Raw genomic sequence first — 16,476 nt, 5'->3', positions numbered from 1 at the left:
TCTCGATGGCGGCGACTTCGCCGATGAGGGCTTGGCAGTCGATGTTGGCGTCTTGGCTTTTAAAGTCGACAGTAAATTGGTAGAGCTGACTGAGCGCCTCATGGCCTTTGAGTTGAGAGGCCCAGAGGTTTGACCCCTGCGGTGTGTGTGCGACTAAAAAGCGGTTCATGGTGCACTCTCTTCACGGCGATTGGGGTTTTAGGTTGCGCAGAATTTCTACGCCAAGTTTTTGCCCCATAAAAAAAGACCAGCGGGTCCTGTTGGCTGTGCCTTACAAGATGCAGGTCACATGTGCAAAGCGCACCACGGCCACAGGTTTTGCTGGTCTTTAGGAATAATCTCGCAAATCAAATCATCAAGGAGCCGATTAGGCTTGTACGTTTTGTTTAACGTCCCACCCACCAGTGGTCGCTGCACCCAACGAGCCGTTAGCGTTTTGCTCTTTGACTTCGACTTTGATTTTGGAGTAGGAGATGCCTACCGTTTCTTTGACGCGGGCATCATCGGTCGAGCCTGAAGGACCGGCATGGGTGATGATGGCATCGGTCAAGGTGATGATGAAATATACCTGCGAGCCATCGCCTACTTTTGCCGCTTCAAGTTTGACTTCGCCAATGTGTTTGCCTGAGGCGCAGTATTGCATCAGGTTTGGTGTGGCTTTGTCTGCGTAGTGCTCGAACACCAGCGCGTCAAAGTTGGCTTTACCTACGCCCGCGCCACCGCCGGTGAAGCTGGAGCTCGATTGCGAGACGCCGTAGCTGAACGACAGTNGCGTCAAAGTTGGCTTTACCTACGCCCGCGCCACCGCCGGTGAAGCTGGAGCTCGATTGCGAGACGCCGTAGCTGAACGACAGTACGTCGATCCAGCCTGCATGCTTGGAGTCTTTGGACTCACCGCTGATGCCGTCAATTTTGATAAAAAAGTCCTGTAACGATGCCATTGCCTACTCCCTTGTTGACTACAAATGAATAAGTTTGTTAGTTGAACTCTTATTTGTTACAAGCTCAAGGCAGTATTGCAAACAAGTGCAAATATAAGCTGGGTCAATTTGGGGTGGCGGGGGCAGAGGGCTGCCATTGCGATGGTCACAGCTAGCCTTTTGTAAGTCCGTTGCACGGCGAGATGGTGCTTTGGCGATGCGCACGGAATCCAAAGCGGTGCAGGTGCCGTGACAAGCGTATCTGCAATGCCGAGTCGTTGTGCACGGAGTGGCGCTTTGTCGTTCAAAGGGCAGCTCGCTTAGAGCGTAAACAGGCGCTTAGAGCCTCTGGCACGAAGAGTGATGAGAGGTGTATTGAAGCCTATGGCAACCGGGCTGGATCCAGTGCGAAGTCATTGCACTCAGGAGTGCCAATCAATCAAGGTTTTATGGGTTATGGCTTGCTCGCATCCTCTGTTGGTGGAACCAACAAGGTCCAAGATTGCACATTGAGTGCATTAGCCATTTTTTCAATGTTCGACAAAGACACGTTCCAGCGTGAGCGTTCTACGGCAGAAACATAGGTGCGATCCAACTCGCACTCTAGAGCCAGCCTTTCCTGAGACCACCCCTTCTCTACACGGTGCAGACGTATCCAGTATGCCAATATCCCTCGCAGATCATCACTGGAGGGCAGGTTTTTGGGAGGCAGGGGTTTGGCAGGCATGCGTACATAATTGTTCAATGTTGTGTTTGCATCTACGGAGTATGCTTCACATAACTATATTTCTTATGCGCCTTCCTCACGGTTTGAGGGCCTGCGCCGTGGCGGCATGGACGCTTGTCTTAATGCTTCGAAAGGTCAAGTGAAATGCGGAGTGCAATTGGTCTGTTAGTCAGAGTTTGGTTGATGGTGTGGAGGGGCTGCCGCCACGTCAGTGGTGGTCGAGCCGCAGCTTCACCAGCGGGCTTGGCGGGCGCCATTGCAGCGAGCGTTTTCCTTGGACCATCGCATTGGTTTTCGCGCGGGTTTGTGGACAGTAGGGATTCAAGAGCGCAACACAGTGATCCATACAAGGGCGTGCAGAGCGATCAATGTGCATGCGTGCGGCTGGTCGATACAACGAGCACCAGACCAAAGTACGCCATCTAAGCGGCTGGCCTCACAATCAATCCATGAAACAGGAGGCTGTATGGCTTTTTTTGGTTCTACAGACGGTCAAATCAATGACCCATTCAAACCCCAGTTGCAGCACAGTTTCATGAAAGGACTGCGGTTTGATACAGAGGTGGAGTATCTGGATGAGCAAGGGCAGTGGAGGCTGCTGTGCCCTGATGTCAATGATGTACCGGCATACGTTGCGGCTCAAATCCGTGCGTCATTGCTGGAGCGTGTGCATATGCTGCTAAATAGCAATCAGCCAGCAGTGCCTGAGACGATGCAGCAATGGCAGTTGTGGTTAGACGATGCGGCACAGTACTATCAAGCACAGACGCTCAATAGTCCTTTGCCGGCGTTGGCTGCGCCGCTGCTCAAAGGCTTGTCTTCGGATGGCGTGATTGTGGTGCAATTGGCTTTGCCAAAAGATGGCAAGCGGTGGATGCTGGTCACTGGAGTTGAATGCGAGCACAGCGCATCTGACTTACCGAAGCTGCGAAGTTTGCTGGTGCTCGATCCACAAGAGCCAGCAGTGTGGGCTTGCGGGCACAACGCTCGTGTGACTTTTTTAATTCAAAGCCAAATCGACTCGGCTGCCTTGCAGCACAAGCTGTGTATTTATCGATCGTTGGATGGTGGGTATTTGGCGTGTAGGGTGCGGCGCATTGTCGTGATTCAGGCGAGGCTCTGACTCGTAGAGCGGCATTGTTGGGGAATCTCCCGAAACCTTTATTTCGAAAAACATAGCCAATAAAATCAATGGGTCGTATGTGATTATTCCGAATTTTGGCGGTTGCAAGAGGTTTCGATTAGTGGAATGTGCTTCGCGAAAGGGTTTTACGTAATACCCCGGGCGAGTACTGATGCTCTGGCTAAATCAACGCGGTCTGTAAAAAGGTCGTAAACACGTTCCTAGAAGAATGCGTGACCACTGGAGACGGTTGAGGGGGAGCAGTAAGAGCGGCCTTGCGGTAGCGCCAAACAATCTTGAAACTGCCATCTTGCGGCTATTTCAGCAGCCTTCAGGGCGACTGGCTGTCCCCATCTACGAAGGCCACTTCAAAGATCGAGCAAGCGAAGCGAGCTAGCACAGCGCCACGATCAATAACTGTTCTTGCGCATGGCTTTTGGCATGTGAACCTTGGACAAGCTATCTGCAAATACCTTGACTCGTGCTGAGAGTGGATTCAATTGGTAATATTGACACTCATCCTGCGTTACTTTTAGCGGGTGAAATACCGCTTCGACGTTTGAACCGAGCGGGCATTTTATCTTCCGTAAAGCACGAAGCAACACAGTCCTGCTGGCCATGCCACACTCCCAATGAACGCCATAGAAATCGAAGCCGCCGTCTCTGAACAGGCCTCCAAACCGTTTGATAGCGATGCATTCGCCTACGACTTCCTGCGTGCGTTTGGCAACAAAGAGGCCACCATCAAGCGCCTCAAAAGCAGCGCGACCAACAACCCTGACGTGGGCGGCGTTTTGCAAACCAATAATATCCACATCGCCGTGGCTGAGCGAGCCCATCAAATGAGGGCGATGCGTATAGGAAGAAGGCCCACACTCATAATGCCTCGTGCATCATCAGAAAACAGCCCTTTTCTGCCAACTGGCTTAACTGATGCGCACAGGACTGTAGCCAGCGAAACCTTCGCCCTCTACGACGCCCCACTCTGGAGCCTCGCACTCATCGCTTCACGCTTGCACCTAGTCTGGATTGGCACCGTGTGCGGCAAGCTGAAAACCGATTTCCGCTACGCCAACACCCTAGGTTGGAACACCCTCCCCATTCCCAAGCTCACCGAAAAGAACATGGCTGATCTGACCGGCTGCGCGGAAGACATTTTGCTGGCACGGGAAGTCCACTTCCCCGCCACCATTACCGATTTGTACGAGCCGGGCCAAATGCCTGAGAACTTGCGCCATGCCCATGAGCGCAACGATGAAGTGCTGGAGCGCATCTACATCGGTCGCCGCTTCAAAAACGATACAGAGCGGCTGAAGAAACTGATTGCGTTGTACACCGGGATGACGCTGGGCAATGGCCCCAGCGCAGCTAAAGGCAAAATCAACGCTATCGCCGTAGAAGATGAACCCGAGGAATATGCATGAGCACGCAGCCCAAAGTCATCATCATCGCAGGCCCCAATGGGGCGGGTAAAACCACATTTGCCCGTTCTTTCTTACCGGCAGAGGCGGGCGTGCCGCGTTTCATCAATGCCGATTTGATTGCCGCTGGCCTCTCGCCGTTTGCCCCAGAGGCCGCTGCGGTCAAGGCAGGGCGTTTGATGCTGAAAGAAGTGCAGCTATGCGCCAAACAAGGCGTGAGCTTTGCGATTGAGACCACGCTCTCTGGCTTGGGCTATATGCGCCACATAGCGCAATGGCAAGCACAGGGCTATGTCGTGAGCATGTATTTTTTGCGATTGCCCAATGCGGACATGGCAGTATCCCGTGTGGCCGAGCGGGTACGCCAAGGTGGGCACAACATCCCGCTGAACGTGATTCGCCGCCGCTTTGAAGCGGGATGGCGCAATTTTGAGCAGCATTACCGTGCCCAAGTCGATGCCTGGGCGCTGTACGATAATACTGGTGAAGTCCCCGCGTTGCTGGACTGGGGCGAAAAGGCGTGAATACTGGTGAAACGCCTTATAAAAATGACAAGGAACTGAGCATGACTGCAATCCATCTTGGCTATTTACAGAACACCCACACTGGGCAGCAACGATCATTGGCGCAAGCCAAAAATCCGGATTTGCAAGCTTCGATGGCCGCTATGCAACGTGCTGCTGTATCGGCACGTCAAATTGCTTTGCAAACCCATACCGCCATCGTCACCATGAAAAGTGGCCAAATGGTTCGCTTGGAGGGAGAGCAATTACAGATGGAGTTGGCGCAGTTGACTCAAGCCACAGCGAAAGCGCTTGGCAAATGACTGAGCCATTGCAAGCTGCGTGTCGATGCGACTGCCCGTTGCCCAGCCCGCCACTTGACAAGAGAACAAATCAATCACCACAGCCAAGTGCTGCCAACCTTCATCAGTGGAGAGACTGATGCCATTGACCTGGGCCAGGTTAGGCGCCTGCACCGTGAATGGCTGCTCCAGCAGATTGGGCACGACTATCGCTGGTGCACCTGCTTTGGGATATGGTTGTTTGCGATAGCCTCTTTGTGCTTTGAAGCCTTTGCAGCGCAGCAGTCTAGCAATGCGGAGCCAGCTGCAGCTCTTGACCAAGTCGCGCATACCCATGGTCAGCTTGCGGTAGCCGTAGACACCGCCACACTCCAGCCATGCCTACGGTCGTCAAGCGCACGTTCGCTCTTCAAGCTGACTGGCGAGCGAAGTACGCCGCCTTTTATAGGATCTCTTGCTTTTCGATGACCCGTTTGAGTTCGGCTTATAACCGGCGCAACGCTTCGCTTTGGTCGACCTGCGCGTGCCGCTGTGCTGCGGGCATTTGCTGCAGCGTGATCCATTGGTAGAGGCTGTGGGTGCTCACGCCAATACGGCGTGAGACATTGGCCACGCTGTGGCCATGTTCAAGGATTTGCTTGACGGCTTCAATCCTGAATTCTTCGGGATAAGGTTTTGCGTTCACATGGGCTCCTATTACAACTGAAATAGGAGGTTGCGAACTATCATAAAGCCCTGGTTATAAAGCCCTGGTCGACTCACAAACTGGGTCTAAACTCCAGGCGCGCATTCCACCAAAGCATCGACCACGACCGCTCCGTTGGCGCTGACCATCACCGGGTTCAGGTCAAGCGAGGCAATGCGCCCATTGGCGGCGATTAGTAACGCCCCCACTTGCTCTGCGATGGCGCACAGCGCGTTGGTGTCCAGCGCCGGCTCGCCGCGCACGCCGCCCAATAAGGGCGCAATATGCAATTGCGCCAGCGCAGCCTGTGCTTCTTGCACGCTAAAGGGCGGCATCAGCACGGCGCAGTCTTGCAGCGCTTCGACATATTTGCCGCCATCGCCCAGCACCACGACAGGGCCAAACACCGGGTCCATTTTGGCGCCAACCATGAACTCATGCTGGCCCTTGTGTTTGGCCGCCACAATCACGCCATCGGCTTGCACACCCATGGCTTGCATTTTGGCGCTGAACTGCTCAAACAACGCCATCGCATGTGCCTGGTCCTGGACGTTGACCGCGACCAGGCCATGTTCGGATTTGTGCGGGATGGCGGCCGAGCAGGCTTTGATGACGACCTGACCGCCCAACTCGGCAAACGCATCAGCGACTTCGCTGGCGCTGGTGCACAGCAGGGTTTTGACGGTCGCAATGCCGTGTTGGGCCAGCAAGTCAAGGCTTTGCACTTCGCTTAAAAATGGCCCAGAGTGCGGGGGCAGCAAGGCCGGTGATTGCGCTGCCTGCGCGGGCCGGGCTGGAGCTGCCTGTTGCAGCAACTGGTGGTGTTTGGCCACTTGCGCCAGCACACCAATGGCTTCTTGTTCGTTCGCATAGGTCAGCACCCCGTGCTGCTTGAAGACTTCGGCAATATTGGTTTGCCAGGCGGCGACCGCCACCGGCTTGCCGGTCTGGCGCTCAAATGCTGCGGTGTCTTTGGCAAACTGCGCAACGTTGTAGCCAGCGCCTGCGACGGGGATGTTGATGAAAATCAGGTCTGCGCTCGGGTCTTGCGCAATCGCTGGCAGCACATCGCCAAATAAGCCACTGTTGCTGAGCAGCGCGGCCGTGATGTCGATGGGGTTGTCGGTCGTGGCAAAACCAGGCAGCTTGTCGCCCAGGGCCTGCTGTGTGGCTGGCGCCAGCTGGGCCAGAGGCAGTTGGTGGTCGCTGGCGGTGTCAGCCCCCATCACGCAGCTGGCACCTGAGTTGCTGATCACCACCAGGCGCTGGCCCGCTGGCCGCCAGCCTTTGAGGTAGGCGCCTGCGGCGCGCACCTGTTCGTGCGGGTCTTGGGCGCGCCAAATGCCATGCTGGCGGAAAAAGGCATCGACCGTGCGGTCTTCGTTGGCCAAGGAACCGGTATGCGAGGAGGCGGCACGTTGGCCGTCTTGGGTGCGGCCAGCTTTGACAGCGACTATCGGCAAATCGCGTGCGCGGGCGTAGGCAGCCGCTTGTGCCAGCATGTCTGGATTGGCGATGTTTTCCAGATACAGCAGCAAGAGCTGAATGTCAGGGTCGTGCGCGACGGCCAAGGCCATTTCTCCGACGGTGACATCGGCTTCGTTGCCGGTCGCATGCACATGCCTGACACCCAAGCCCTGGCCACGCAGCAGGCCGTAAGTCATTGCGCTCATGCCGCCGCTTTGGCTGATGATGCCAATCGGGCCATCCAGTGGCGGCACTTCGGTGAACATCGTTGAAAAGCCGGCAATCGTGCCGCTGCCAAAATTCGCCAGGCCTTGGGTGTTGGGGCCAAACAAACGCATGCCGCTGCGCTGGGCGCGTTGCAGCATATGGGCCTCCATGTCTTTGCCTGCCGCACCAGTCTCGCCAAAGCCCGACGCAATGATGACTGCTGAGCGCACGCCCAGGTCAGCACAGGCGGCCACGCTGTCGACTGCTTTGTCCGCACCCACGGCAATCAAGGCCAGTTCGGGCACTTCAGGCAAATCGCGCAGGCCTGCATAGCATGGCAGTCCTTGGATGCTGGACTTGCTTGGATTGATCGGGTAAATGCTGCCCTGGTAGCCAAAGCGGCGCATGTAATCAATCGGCCTTCCGCCAATTTTATGGATGTTGTCGGAAGCCCCAATAATGGCCACGGAGCGGGGTTGGAGTGCGGATTGCAAAAGGTCGGTCATAGCGTTTACAAACGGGAAAGGAGACGGCTGCCATCGGGCGACGTCAGCCGTAAAAGAGCAGGTACAAAGGCAGAGAAAATCGCTTACTCGACGCGAGCGCCAGAGTCTTTGACGACCTGGGCCCAGGTGCTGATTTCATTGTTTAAAAATTGCTTGTAATCAGCCGGTGAGTTCCATGTTGCCGCAAAGCCCTGGGCGGCAAACCGGTCTTTGACGTCGGCGCTCTGCAGCACTTTTTTGAGCCCCGCATTGAGCGCCTCAATCACCTCGGCCGGGGTGCCAGCCGGGGCCAGAATGCCGTTCCATGCAATCGCCTCATAGCCGGGCAGGCCCGCTTCGGCAATGGTTGGAATATCCGGTGCACTGGCTGAGCGCTCGGCGCTGGTGACGGCCAAGGCCTTGAGCTTGCCGCTTTTGATAAAAGGCGTCGCAGACAGCAGGGTGTCAAACATCAAATCTGCGTGGCCAGCGACCACATCGCTCAGCGCCGGGGCGCTGCCCTTGTAAGGAATGTGGTTCATCTTGACACCGGCCATCGCATTGAACATTTCGGCCGCCAAATGCGTCGACTGCCCATTGCCCGAGGTGGCGAAATTGAGGCCGCCCTCCTTGGACTTGGCCAAAGCAATCAGGCCCTTGACGTCTTCGACCGGCAAGCTGGGGTTGGCCACGATCACCAGCGCCCCGCTGGTCAGCTGGGAGACAGGCAGAAAGTCCTCTTGCAAGGAGTAACTCAGATTCGAAAACAGCGAAGGGTTGATCGCATGGGCGGTGGTGGCCACCAGCAGCGTGTAGCCATCGGCTGGACTGCGTGCGACGTTTTCCGCGCCCAGGTTGGCCCCCGCGCCTGGGCGGTTGTCGACAACCCAGGTCTGGCCCATTTCTTCCTGCATTTTTTGCGCAATGACGCGCGCCACAATGTCAGTCGGTCCGCCCGGTGGATAGGGCACGACCAGCCGGATGGGCTTATTCGGGTAGGCATCAGCAGCGTGCACTGCGCTGGTGCACAAGCCGCATAGCGCAAGCGCGGACCAAACCACCATGTGGCGTCGAGTGCTTGAGAGGGTCATCGGGTGTCTCCTGGTTGTGGTTAGAAATGGCAAAGCGGTATGAGCGGCCCACGCATCACGCACTGTCGTGCGCAATGCATTGCAGCAGCGTGCGGCCCGCGAGTGTGAAAAATGTGCATTGCACGCGCTGGCCAATGCGCACGCCGGCTTGGCCATGGGCCATGAGGCGAAAGCCTTCCTGTAGCTCGACAAGCACCAAGGTGTAGGGCGCCAGTGCCTTGAATTCTTCTGATGGCGCCCTGATGACCTCGGTCACGGCGCGCACTGTGCCAAGGCCGCAGGCGTCCTGCCATTGCAGCGTTGTGGCCTGGCAGGCGAAGCACGCATACCGAGCCAGCGTCTGGGCCTGGCCGCAGCAGTTGCATACCTGGTAGCGCACGACACCGGCTTGCAATCCTTCTTCGTAGGGCTGCGTCAGTGCGGGGACTGGATGGATACTGGATGGGGGATTTGTCATGGTTTAGCCCTCCCGGCTTAAGACGAGGCTGACGTGTGAAGACATCACACCGCCATCTGCATGAATCAAACCAAAAGACGGTGTCTGTGGCAGCTGGCGCGCCCCGGCCATACCGGCCATTTGGCTCCAGGCTTCGAGCACATGGGCCATGCCGCCGGCCACACCACAATGGCCGTAGGACAGCAGGCCGCCATGGGTGTTCAGTGGCTGCTGGGAGCCGGTCTGGAATGCCCCGGCCCGCAAGGCCGCAGCTGCTTGGCCGCGGTCAGCAAAGCCCAGTTCTTCGAGCAGCATCACCAGCGTGATCGTGAAGGAGTCGTAGATGCCCAGGAACTGCATGTCGCTGACACCCAGTCCCGCTTGTTGCAAGGCCGCTTGGGCAGCGACTGCCGCGCCGCAGTTCATCACATCACGCATTGCCGTCAGGTGCTGGTGCAAATGCGCTTGGCCAGCGCCTCGTAGGCTGATGCGGGCGCCGGCATGGTGGGGGTGCTTGGAGACCAGCATCGCCATCGCCCCGTCAGAAATTGGACAGCAGTCGAGCAGGCCCAGGGGGCTGGTGATCAGCTTGCTGTTCAGCACATCTTCGATGCAGATGGAGTCACGCAGATGCGCGCCGCTGTGGCTTTGCGCATGCCTGCGCATCAGCACGGCGAATTCGGCCAAATCTTCGCGCTGCAGCCCTGTTTGGTGCATGTATTCAGAGGCCATCAACGCGTAATAAGCGGGCACCGATGCGCCATAAGGCACTTCGTACTGGGCGTCGCCCACTTGCGCCAGGGTTTGTATGGCGCTGTCCCTGCTTTGCCCGCTGAGGCGGTTTTCTCCAGCCACCACCAGCACATTCTCACAGCGGCCGCTGATCACCAATTCACGCGCAGCCATCAACATGGCCGCGCCGGTTGCGCCACCCAATTGCATGCTGTGCGCATAGGCCGGTTGCAGCCCAAACCGTTCGGCAAACAGCGTCGACAGCATCAGGTGCGGCAGGGTGGTCGAGTAGCCGCACAGCAGGCCGTCAATCTGCCCTCGCGCCAGCTGTGCGACCTCCAGCGTTTGGCTGGCGGCTGCAGCCATCAAATCCAGACTCGAGGCACCGGCATGCCGTCCAAAGGCAGTGCCCGCTGCCGCACGAATATAAGCCGTTGTGCTCATGACTGACCGCCTTTTTTGCGCTGTGCTGTGGTGTGTTTTTCGGCTTTTTCACTGAGGTGACTGGCGTCGGCCCAGCGCACTTGGCACTTCAAGGCCTCGCGAATGAGCTCCTGGCCCAGTTCTTTTTCGCGGCCGCTGATGCGCTCGCTCAAGGCCGCAATACTCAGCGCAGCGACTGGCCTGCCGCTAGGCTCAAAAATCGGCACGGCAATGCCGCCCATGCGCTGCACGACGGCATCGAGCAGCACCACGTAGCCGCGCTCTTGGGCGCTGGCAATGCAGTCCTTGAGCAATGGCACGCTGATACCCTGGTACTTGGCCCAGGTCGGCGCCAAGGCCTCAAATGCCGCTTCTCTCTCATCTTCTGGCAGCCAGGCGAGCAGGGCCAAACTGCCTGCACCGACTCCCAGCGGGCGCCGGCTGCCGATGCGCAAGTAATTGGCGCGAATCGGGTAGCTGCCTTCTTCGAGGTCAATGCATGACGACTCCAGACCCATCGGTATAGACAGCACGACGCTGTCTTCAAACTTGCCGACCAAGCGCAACAAGCTGGGGCGCACGCTGGGGCGCGGGTCAAAGCGCTTGAGTGCGGCGGCGCCCAGCAGCGTCAATTCAGGCCCCAGGCTGAACTGCTTGTTCTCTGTGTTGCGCTGGACAAAACCTTCCTGAATCAGGTTTTCAAGCAGTCGCAGCACCGTGGTCTTGTCATAGCCTGTGGCTTTGGCTATGTCCGTGAGGCGCAAATTCCGGCCTTCTGACATCACGCGCAAGATCTGCATCGCACGGGTGACGGAGGAGGGGCTGGCTTGACTGGCTGGGCGGCTTGAGACGGCAGGGTCTGCGGTAAGTGGCATGGATGTTTCTGTAGTTGAACCAGGTGCTGTTGGCCAGTGTAGGAAGTGGTTTTTAAAAATCAAAAAAAAACGGTTTAGTTTCAATCCATGAAACCTTTTGCGCCATTCCTAAGGGCTTGCACTGATCTCGTTTTCGCTAGGGGTGCTTGGCCAAACCCTCGTTGCTGGGAAGAGGGCAGTATCAAGATGGGCTGCAAGGCGTTTTTGAAGGCCAGAGCCGTCGCTATGGGCAAGAGAGTTAACGCAACGGATCGGCTGAGGCCGTGCTCGGGCCACAATAGGCGGTCGTGCCGAGCCTCCCTAGGCACAGCAGTAATGAGTTTTTTGTGCCTTGCCCTTCGCTTTCGGGTTGGAGCCCACAGTGCAGCACGGCTTTGTTAAAGCCTTCGCCGGGCAGCGAGCCCGACTGCGTGGAGATGATGAGCAGGCTTTATGAGCGGTGCGTGGGCAGTACCATCAACCAGCATGGCTGCTGCTGAAATCCACTGCGTGCCCTCAACAGTGCGCAGGACAAAGTTGTCAAAGCGGTGCGCCGCTATGCCAGGGCCGTGCGCTGTGCTAGCTGGCCAAGGTCTTGCTTCGAAGTGTTTTCAACACGTGCCATAGCACCTGCAAGGCACTGCCTGTGCACACCAGTACCCCGGTAACTGCCAGCAGCTGCACTGATTGGGTGTGCGGCAGGAGGTGTTATGGCGCATCGCGATTGCAGTATCGTGCCAGCGCCTGTAACTGGCTGCGCACAGGCTCGCTGCCTGCGCTGTCAAACTATCGCTTGTAGCGCAGAGACCAACAACCCCAGGCCTGATAGCACCAGCAAAGCGGCCGCCATTTTTTTCAGCAGCGCTTGCGGCAGCGCAATGGGCCTGCCCAGTTGCCAGCGCGTGATGCCAAACACCACCGGAATAGCGCAAGCGGCCAAGACCATCGAATGCGCACTCATTTGCCCAGCAGGAATCACAAATACCAGGCGCAGGCAGGCGTTAAAGGCAAAGGCCAGCAGCAGTGCCTGGCGCACCAGTTCATGGCTCAGAGGCTGGCGGTACATGTGGTAGACCAACGGTGGGCCTGAGCTGGAGAACAAACCGCCTAGCAGCCCTGACAGAAAGCCCGTGCGTACAAAGGCCGCTGGTTTTGAGAGCTGGTGCAGAGGTTTAGAGTGCCACAGCAGCGCCGCCGCACAGGCGATGATGGTGATGCCCAGCAGGGCACGCAAATACACGACCGCATTGCTGCTGAGCCAGGCCAAGGAGAGGACGCCTATGGCCACGCCTGCGGCGCTGCCGAGCAAGGCCGGGCGCATCAGCCGCCATGGCGGCCTGGCCCTGCCCCCAGAAAATGACACGGCGGCATTGACCAGGGTCAGCACCATCGCGGCATTGGCCGCGTCTGAGACGCTGGCAATATGCAGGCTTGCCGACAGTCCCAGCAGCACTAGTCCAAACGCAAAACCGGTGACGTTTTGGATCGCGGTAGCCAGCGCCACACACAGTAAAAAAGCGGCAATGTCCGCGATGGGAAAGCCAGGATCAGGAGGCATGCGGGTGTTTGTTGTTTCTGTTGCTTGTAGGCGAGATGCCGCGCTTTGTCTCGGTCACAGCCAGAGTGCGCAGCTTGTTCACAAGCGCCTCAGTGTCGACGCAAGGCAATTGGCTTGGAAAAGCCGCGCTCTCAGAGCATATTCTTATAAATCACGCCATCTTTCATGATCAAGTACAGGTTCTTGTCAGGATCGGCAATGAAGTCCAGGTTCTGCTTGGGGTCGCCATCAAATACCAGCAAGTCGGCGTAAGCGCCTGGTTGAATCTGGCCCAGCGGATGCGGGTAAGGATTGCGCGCACCGGACAGCGCCACCAATTCGCCATTGCTTTTGGTGGCTTGCCCAAGCAAGGTCAGCGGGTCGTAAAAACGGGTCAGCTTGGCCAGTTGGCGCCCTTGCGTATGGGCGAGCTTGGGGTTGAACAAAATATCGGTGCCCCAGCCGGTTTTGATCGCGTATTTCTGCGCCAGCTCGTAGGCATTGGCCGTGCCTTTGGAGACTGTCAGCTGGTTGCTTCTGCGGCCTTCGTCGGGGTAGACGTTGCTGTCCGAGTCTTGCAGGAACGGCTGCAAGCTCCACCACACGCCTTCATCGCGCATCATTTTGACGCTGTCCTCATCGGCGAGCTGGCCGTGCTCAATGCTTTGGGCTCCTGAGCGAATGGCGCGCTGAATCCCTTTGGGTGTATAGACGTGGGCCATCACATAGGTATTCCAGTCACTGGCCGCATCGACGGCTGAGCGCAATTCGCGTTCGGTGAACTGGCTGGTGTCCAGCGGATCGTACATCGAGGCCACACCGCCACCGGCGAGCATTTTGATTTGCGAGGCACCCAGCAGCAGCTGTTCGCGCACGCGGCGCAACACCTCGGTGTCGCCATCGGCAATCATCGCCACGCCAGCGCGCTCGATCATGCTCAGTTCGCCAGCGGCTGAGCGCGGCACTTCGCTGCGAAAACGAAAATCGCCATGGCCAGCGGTCTGCGAAATCATGGCACCACTGGGGTATATACGCGGGCCCGTGGTGACTTTTTCATCGATCGCGCGTTTGAGTGCAAAGGCAGGTCCGCCGGCATCGCGCACGGTGGTAAAGCCGCGCATCAGCGTTTTTTGCGCTTGCTGGGCTGCCACCAGGTACAAGTAGCCCAAATCAGCCGTCATCGCCGACAGTTGGTCCAGCCCCACCAACATGCTGTGCCAATGGACATCAATCATGCCGGGCATCACCAGCTTGCCTTGGCAGTCGATGGTGATGGCGTCAGGGATTGCCGCTGAGGTTTCAGGCAAGGCTTTGACCAATGGGCCTTCTATCAGCACATTCACGCTATTGGCAGGCCGCAGCTGGCTGCCATCAAACAGGCGCAAATTAGTCAGCAGCACAGGCTGTGTGCCAGCGCCAGCTTGCACGTTTCCCACTGCCGCTGGCGTGCTCTGTTGGCCCTGTGCAAACGGCGCCATCGTGGCCAGCAAACCGCCGAGGAACAAGCGGCGCGACATATCAGCCATCACGCGGTGGTGCAGGTCCTGACAGAACTGGGACGAGCATTGGCAAGCCACAGGCTGCATGCGGCCAAAGCGCCATGGCAGAGAAGGTGCGCGGAGATCTGAAGAAGGCATGGTATTGAATTAGATAGGTGCCTGCGAAGGGCTGCAAAGAGGCGCAGTGGTTCATTGGGGCACCGCGTTCTATGGTTTTTTGGGCAAGCTGACACCGCAGCTGCGCTGCGCGTCAGACTAGCGCCTCCCAATAGTTTGCCTCAGCTTTGGCTGCAGGCATACCCTTATCTGTCAGTCATTACCAAACAGGATGATTGTGCCAGCGCGCTTGCAGGCCATGTGCAGAAGCGTCAGCTCTTGTCAAAGAGTGGTTGTGCGTTAGCCATCGACCGCATGCTCTTGCGCATGGCGCTGCAAACGTTTGAAGTCGATTTTGCCCTCGGCGGTGACTGGCCAATCGCCTTCCCACAGCAGGAAGTGGCGTGGCACCTCGTAACTGGCCATGTGCTGCTTGCATACCTCGCGCAGCTCGGTGGTCGAAGGCAAGGCTTGGCCTGGGAGGGGGCGCACCAGGCTGACGACCTTGGCGCCCCAGTACGCGTCTTCAACGCCAAGGGTTTTGACATCGTCAAAATGCGCACTGAAAATCTCCAGCAATTGGCTGGTAACCTTGGTGGTGGAGACATTTTCGCCACCCGATTTGACGACCCCGCCCAGCCTCCCCAGGTAGGTGATATAGCCATTGTCCAGGTGGCCGTAGTCACCGCTGTGAAAATAGCCTTGTGCATCAAACGCGCGCTGTGTTTCAGCAGCCTGTTGGTGGTAGCCACGGAATAAATACGGGCTGCGGTAGCAGATCTCGCCTGGCTGGCCTTGTACAACAGGCTGGCCGGTTTCTATATCCTTGATGACGACCTCCACACCCGGCAGTGGCCTGCCATGCGTGTACTTGTTGATGCTGTCGTTGACGCAGTCGTGGTCGGCCAGCGAGACCAGCGGGCCGTTCTCGGTTTGCGCATAGAGGTTGTTGATCGTGGCTCCGGGCACGCACATACTGCGCACCAGGTCGTAGCTGCGCGGCTCGCCTGCCAAAATCGCTTTATTGATTGAGAAGCGGTAGTGCTTGAAGTCAGCCACGCGGCGCATGCCTTGCCAGTGTGCATCGAAGCCAAATGTGCAGGTGCAGCCATGGCGGTCAATGGTTTTCAAGGCTTCAAGCGGTTGGAATCCATCCATCAGGTACAGCGTTGTGCCGGCGTAGGCGAGGTTCAGTGTCAGCGCAAGAATGCCGCTGTTGTGGTAGAGCGGCGCGAGGTTAATGTAGCGGTCGCTCTCGACAAGGCGTAAATTGCGCGCGGTGAAATGGGCGGTGGCCAATGGTGGGCGGTGGTCCCACAGCGCCGTTTTTGACAGTGAGGTCGTGCCAGAAGTCTGGCACATGAACTGGATGTCTGTGGCCGAGCCTTGATCAATCAAGCGCTGCATGGCCGCCTGGTCGACCTTGCGCGCCGGGTCAAGCAGGCTTTGAAAGTCCAGGTAGCCACTGGCGCTGCGCCTGCTGCGCTGTACACAGACAACGTGTTGTAGCGAGGGCAGCAGCTGCGAATGCACGCGCCCAGCATGTTGCTGCAAGTCGGGGAGCGCACTGTGCAGCAGCGCCAGTATATCGCGCGGCCCCTGTTGGTCGACCGCGACAACCAGTTTGGGCGCATTGCGCTGCAGCACCCCTTGCAGCTCTTGCGGGCCCCAGAGCAGATTGAGCGGGTTGACAATGGCGCCGATTTGCAGGCTTGCAAAATACAGGCTGACAAACTCTGGCGTGGCGCTGGGCAGGCTGGAGATCACATCGCCACGGCCTATTCCCAGCTCCAGCAAGCTGTGTGCGAGGCATTGGACCTCGTGGTAGAGCGCTGCGTAGCTGAGTGCCTGTTCTTCGAAAACCAGCGCCGTGTGATCGGCTTTGCGGCGGCAGGTTTCCTGGAACAACTGCGCGATTGTGCGGTGGTACCAGTCCTGCGATAGAAGTCGTTGTGCAAGCATGGGCGT

The 16,476-nt window shown here is 57.7% G+C and carries 16 protein-coding genes; 4 read left to right on the top strand and 12 right to left on the bottom strand.

Annotated features, from left to right (window positions below; genetic code table 11):
• Window positions 1-367: 367 nt before the first annotated feature.
• From E8K88_RS10185 to E8K88_RS10175, 3 genes are all read right to left on the bottom strand, one after another.
• Window positions 368-778 (bottom strand): Hcp family type VI secretion system effector, encoded by a 411-nt coding sequence (locus tag E8K88_RS10185; RefSeq protein WP_136406551.1) that lies wholly within the window; start codon window positions 776-778, stop codon window positions 368-370.
• Window positions 702-941, bottom strand: coding sequence for a type VI secretion system tube protein Hcp (locus E8K88_RS18595; protein ID WP_136406550.1), 240 nt, complete (start codon window positions 939-941; stop codon window positions 702-704). The genes E8K88_RS10185 and E8K88_RS18595 overlap by 77 nt, the downstream gene beginning before the upstream one ends.
• A gap of 433 nt (window positions 942-1,374) precedes the next feature.
• The gene (locus E8K88_RS10175) at window positions 1,375-1,647 is read right to left on the bottom strand and encodes a helix-turn-helix domain-containing protein (protein WP_136406566.1); all 273 of its coding nucleotides are present in this window, start codon (window positions 1,645-1,647) and stop codon (window positions 1,375-1,377) included.
• A gap of 466 nt (window positions 1,648-2,113) precedes the next feature.
• Between E8K88_RS10175 and E8K88_RS10170 the strand changes: the two genes are divergently transcribed.
• The 4 genes from E8K88_RS10170 (at window position 2,114) to E8K88_RS10155 (ending at window position 5,017) form a co-directional block, all read left to right on the top strand.
• Window positions 2,114-2,770 carry a hypothetical protein gene (locus tag E8K88_RS10170; RefSeq protein ID WP_136406549.1) on the top strand — a complete coding sequence of 219 codons (657 nt, stop codon included), beginning with the start codon at window positions 2,114-2,116 and terminating at the stop codon, window positions 2,768-2,770.
• Between the two features lie 632 nt (window positions 2,771-3,402).
• Window positions 3,403-4,194, top strand: a complete 792-nt coding sequence (locus E8K88_RS10165; protein ID WP_338092874.1) for a type IIL restriction-modification enzyme MmeI — start codon at window positions 3,403-3,405, stop codon at window positions 4,192-4,194.
• Window positions 4,191-4,715, top strand: a complete 525-nt coding sequence (locus E8K88_RS10160; RefSeq protein ID WP_136406548.1) for an ATPase — start codon at window positions 4,191-4,193, stop codon at window positions 4,713-4,715. Before E8K88_RS10165 ends, E8K88_RS10160 begins: the two co-directional genes overlap by 4 nt.
• Before the next feature lie 41 nt (window positions 4,716-4,756).
• Window positions 4,757-5,017: a hypothetical protein gene (locus E8K88_RS10155; RefSeq protein ID WP_136406547.1), complete on the top strand. Its 261-nt coding sequence runs from the start codon at window positions 4,757-4,759 to the stop codon at window positions 5,015-5,017.
• Between the two features lie 463 nt (window positions 5,018-5,480).
• Here the strand turns inward: E8K88_RS10155 and E8K88_RS10150 are convergent, their stop codons facing one another.
• From E8K88_RS10150 to E8K88_RS10110, 9 genes are all read right to left on the bottom strand, one after another.
• On the bottom strand, window positions 5,481-5,681 hold the full coding sequence (locus E8K88_RS10150; RefSeq protein ID WP_168797302.1) for a transposase: 201 nt from the start codon (window positions 5,679-5,681) through the stop codon (window positions 5,481-5,483).
• An 86-nt stretch (window positions 5,682-5,767) separates the two neighbouring features.
• A complete protein-coding gene (locus E8K88_RS10145; RefSeq protein ID WP_136406545.1) occupies window positions 5,768-7,861 on the bottom strand; it encodes an acetate--CoA ligase family protein in 2,094 nt (697 codons plus the stop codon).
• An 83-nt stretch (window positions 7,862-7,944) separates the two neighbouring features.
• Window positions 7,945-8,931 (bottom strand): Bug family tripartite tricarboxylate transporter substrate binding protein, encoded by a 987-nt coding sequence (locus E8K88_RS10140; protein WP_136406544.1) that lies wholly within the window; start codon window positions 8,929-8,931, stop codon window positions 7,945-7,947.
• Between the two features lie 55 nt (window positions 8,932-8,986).
• Window positions 8,987-9,388, bottom strand: coding sequence for a Zn-ribbon domain-containing OB-fold protein (locus tag E8K88_RS10135; protein WP_136406543.1), 402 nt, complete (start codon window positions 9,386-9,388; stop codon window positions 8,987-8,989).
• A gap of 3 nt (window positions 9,389-9,391) precedes the next feature.
• The gene (locus E8K88_RS10130) at window positions 9,392-10,543 is read right to left on the bottom strand and encodes a thiolase family protein (RefSeq protein WP_136406542.1); all 1,152 of its coding nucleotides are present in this window, start codon (window positions 10,541-10,543) and stop codon (window positions 9,392-9,394) included.
• On the bottom strand, window positions 10,540-11,397 hold the full coding sequence (locus E8K88_RS10125; protein WP_136406541.1) for an IclR family transcriptional regulator: 858 nt from the start codon (window positions 11,395-11,397) through the stop codon (window positions 10,540-10,542). Before E8K88_RS10125 ends, E8K88_RS10130 begins: the two co-directional genes overlap by 4 nt.
• A gap of 760 nt (window positions 11,398-12,157) precedes the next feature.
• The gene (locus E8K88_RS10120; RefSeq protein WP_136406540.1) at window positions 12,158-12,934 is read right to left on the bottom strand and encodes a TSUP family transporter; all 777 of its coding nucleotides are present in this window, start codon (window positions 12,932-12,934) and stop codon (window positions 12,158-12,160) included.
• Between the two features lie 131 nt (window positions 12,935-13,065).
• Window positions 13,066-14,550 (bottom strand): metal-dependent hydrolase family protein, encoded by a 1,485-nt coding sequence (locus tag E8K88_RS10115; RefSeq protein ID WP_205880062.1) that lies wholly within the window; start codon window positions 14,548-14,550, stop codon window positions 13,066-13,068.
• Window positions 14,551-14,808: 258 nt separating this feature from the next.
• Window positions 14,809-16,470, bottom strand: coding sequence for a class I adenylate-forming enzyme family protein (locus E8K88_RS10110; RefSeq protein ID WP_136406539.1), 1,662 nt, complete (start codon window positions 16,468-16,470; stop codon window positions 14,809-14,811).
• Between the last annotated feature and the right edge of the window lie 6 nt (window positions 16,471-16,476).

Origin of the sequence: Lampropedia aestuarii, from assembly GCF_004803635.1 — a bacterium.
In the GTDB taxonomy this organism is placed as follows: domain Bacteria; phylum Pseudomonadota; class Gammaproteobacteria; order Burkholderiales; family Burkholderiaceae_C; genus Lampropedia; species Lampropedia aestuarii.
The sequence above is the reverse complement of the archived record's forward strand: the minus strand, read 5'-3'. Positions and strand labels throughout refer to the sequence as shown.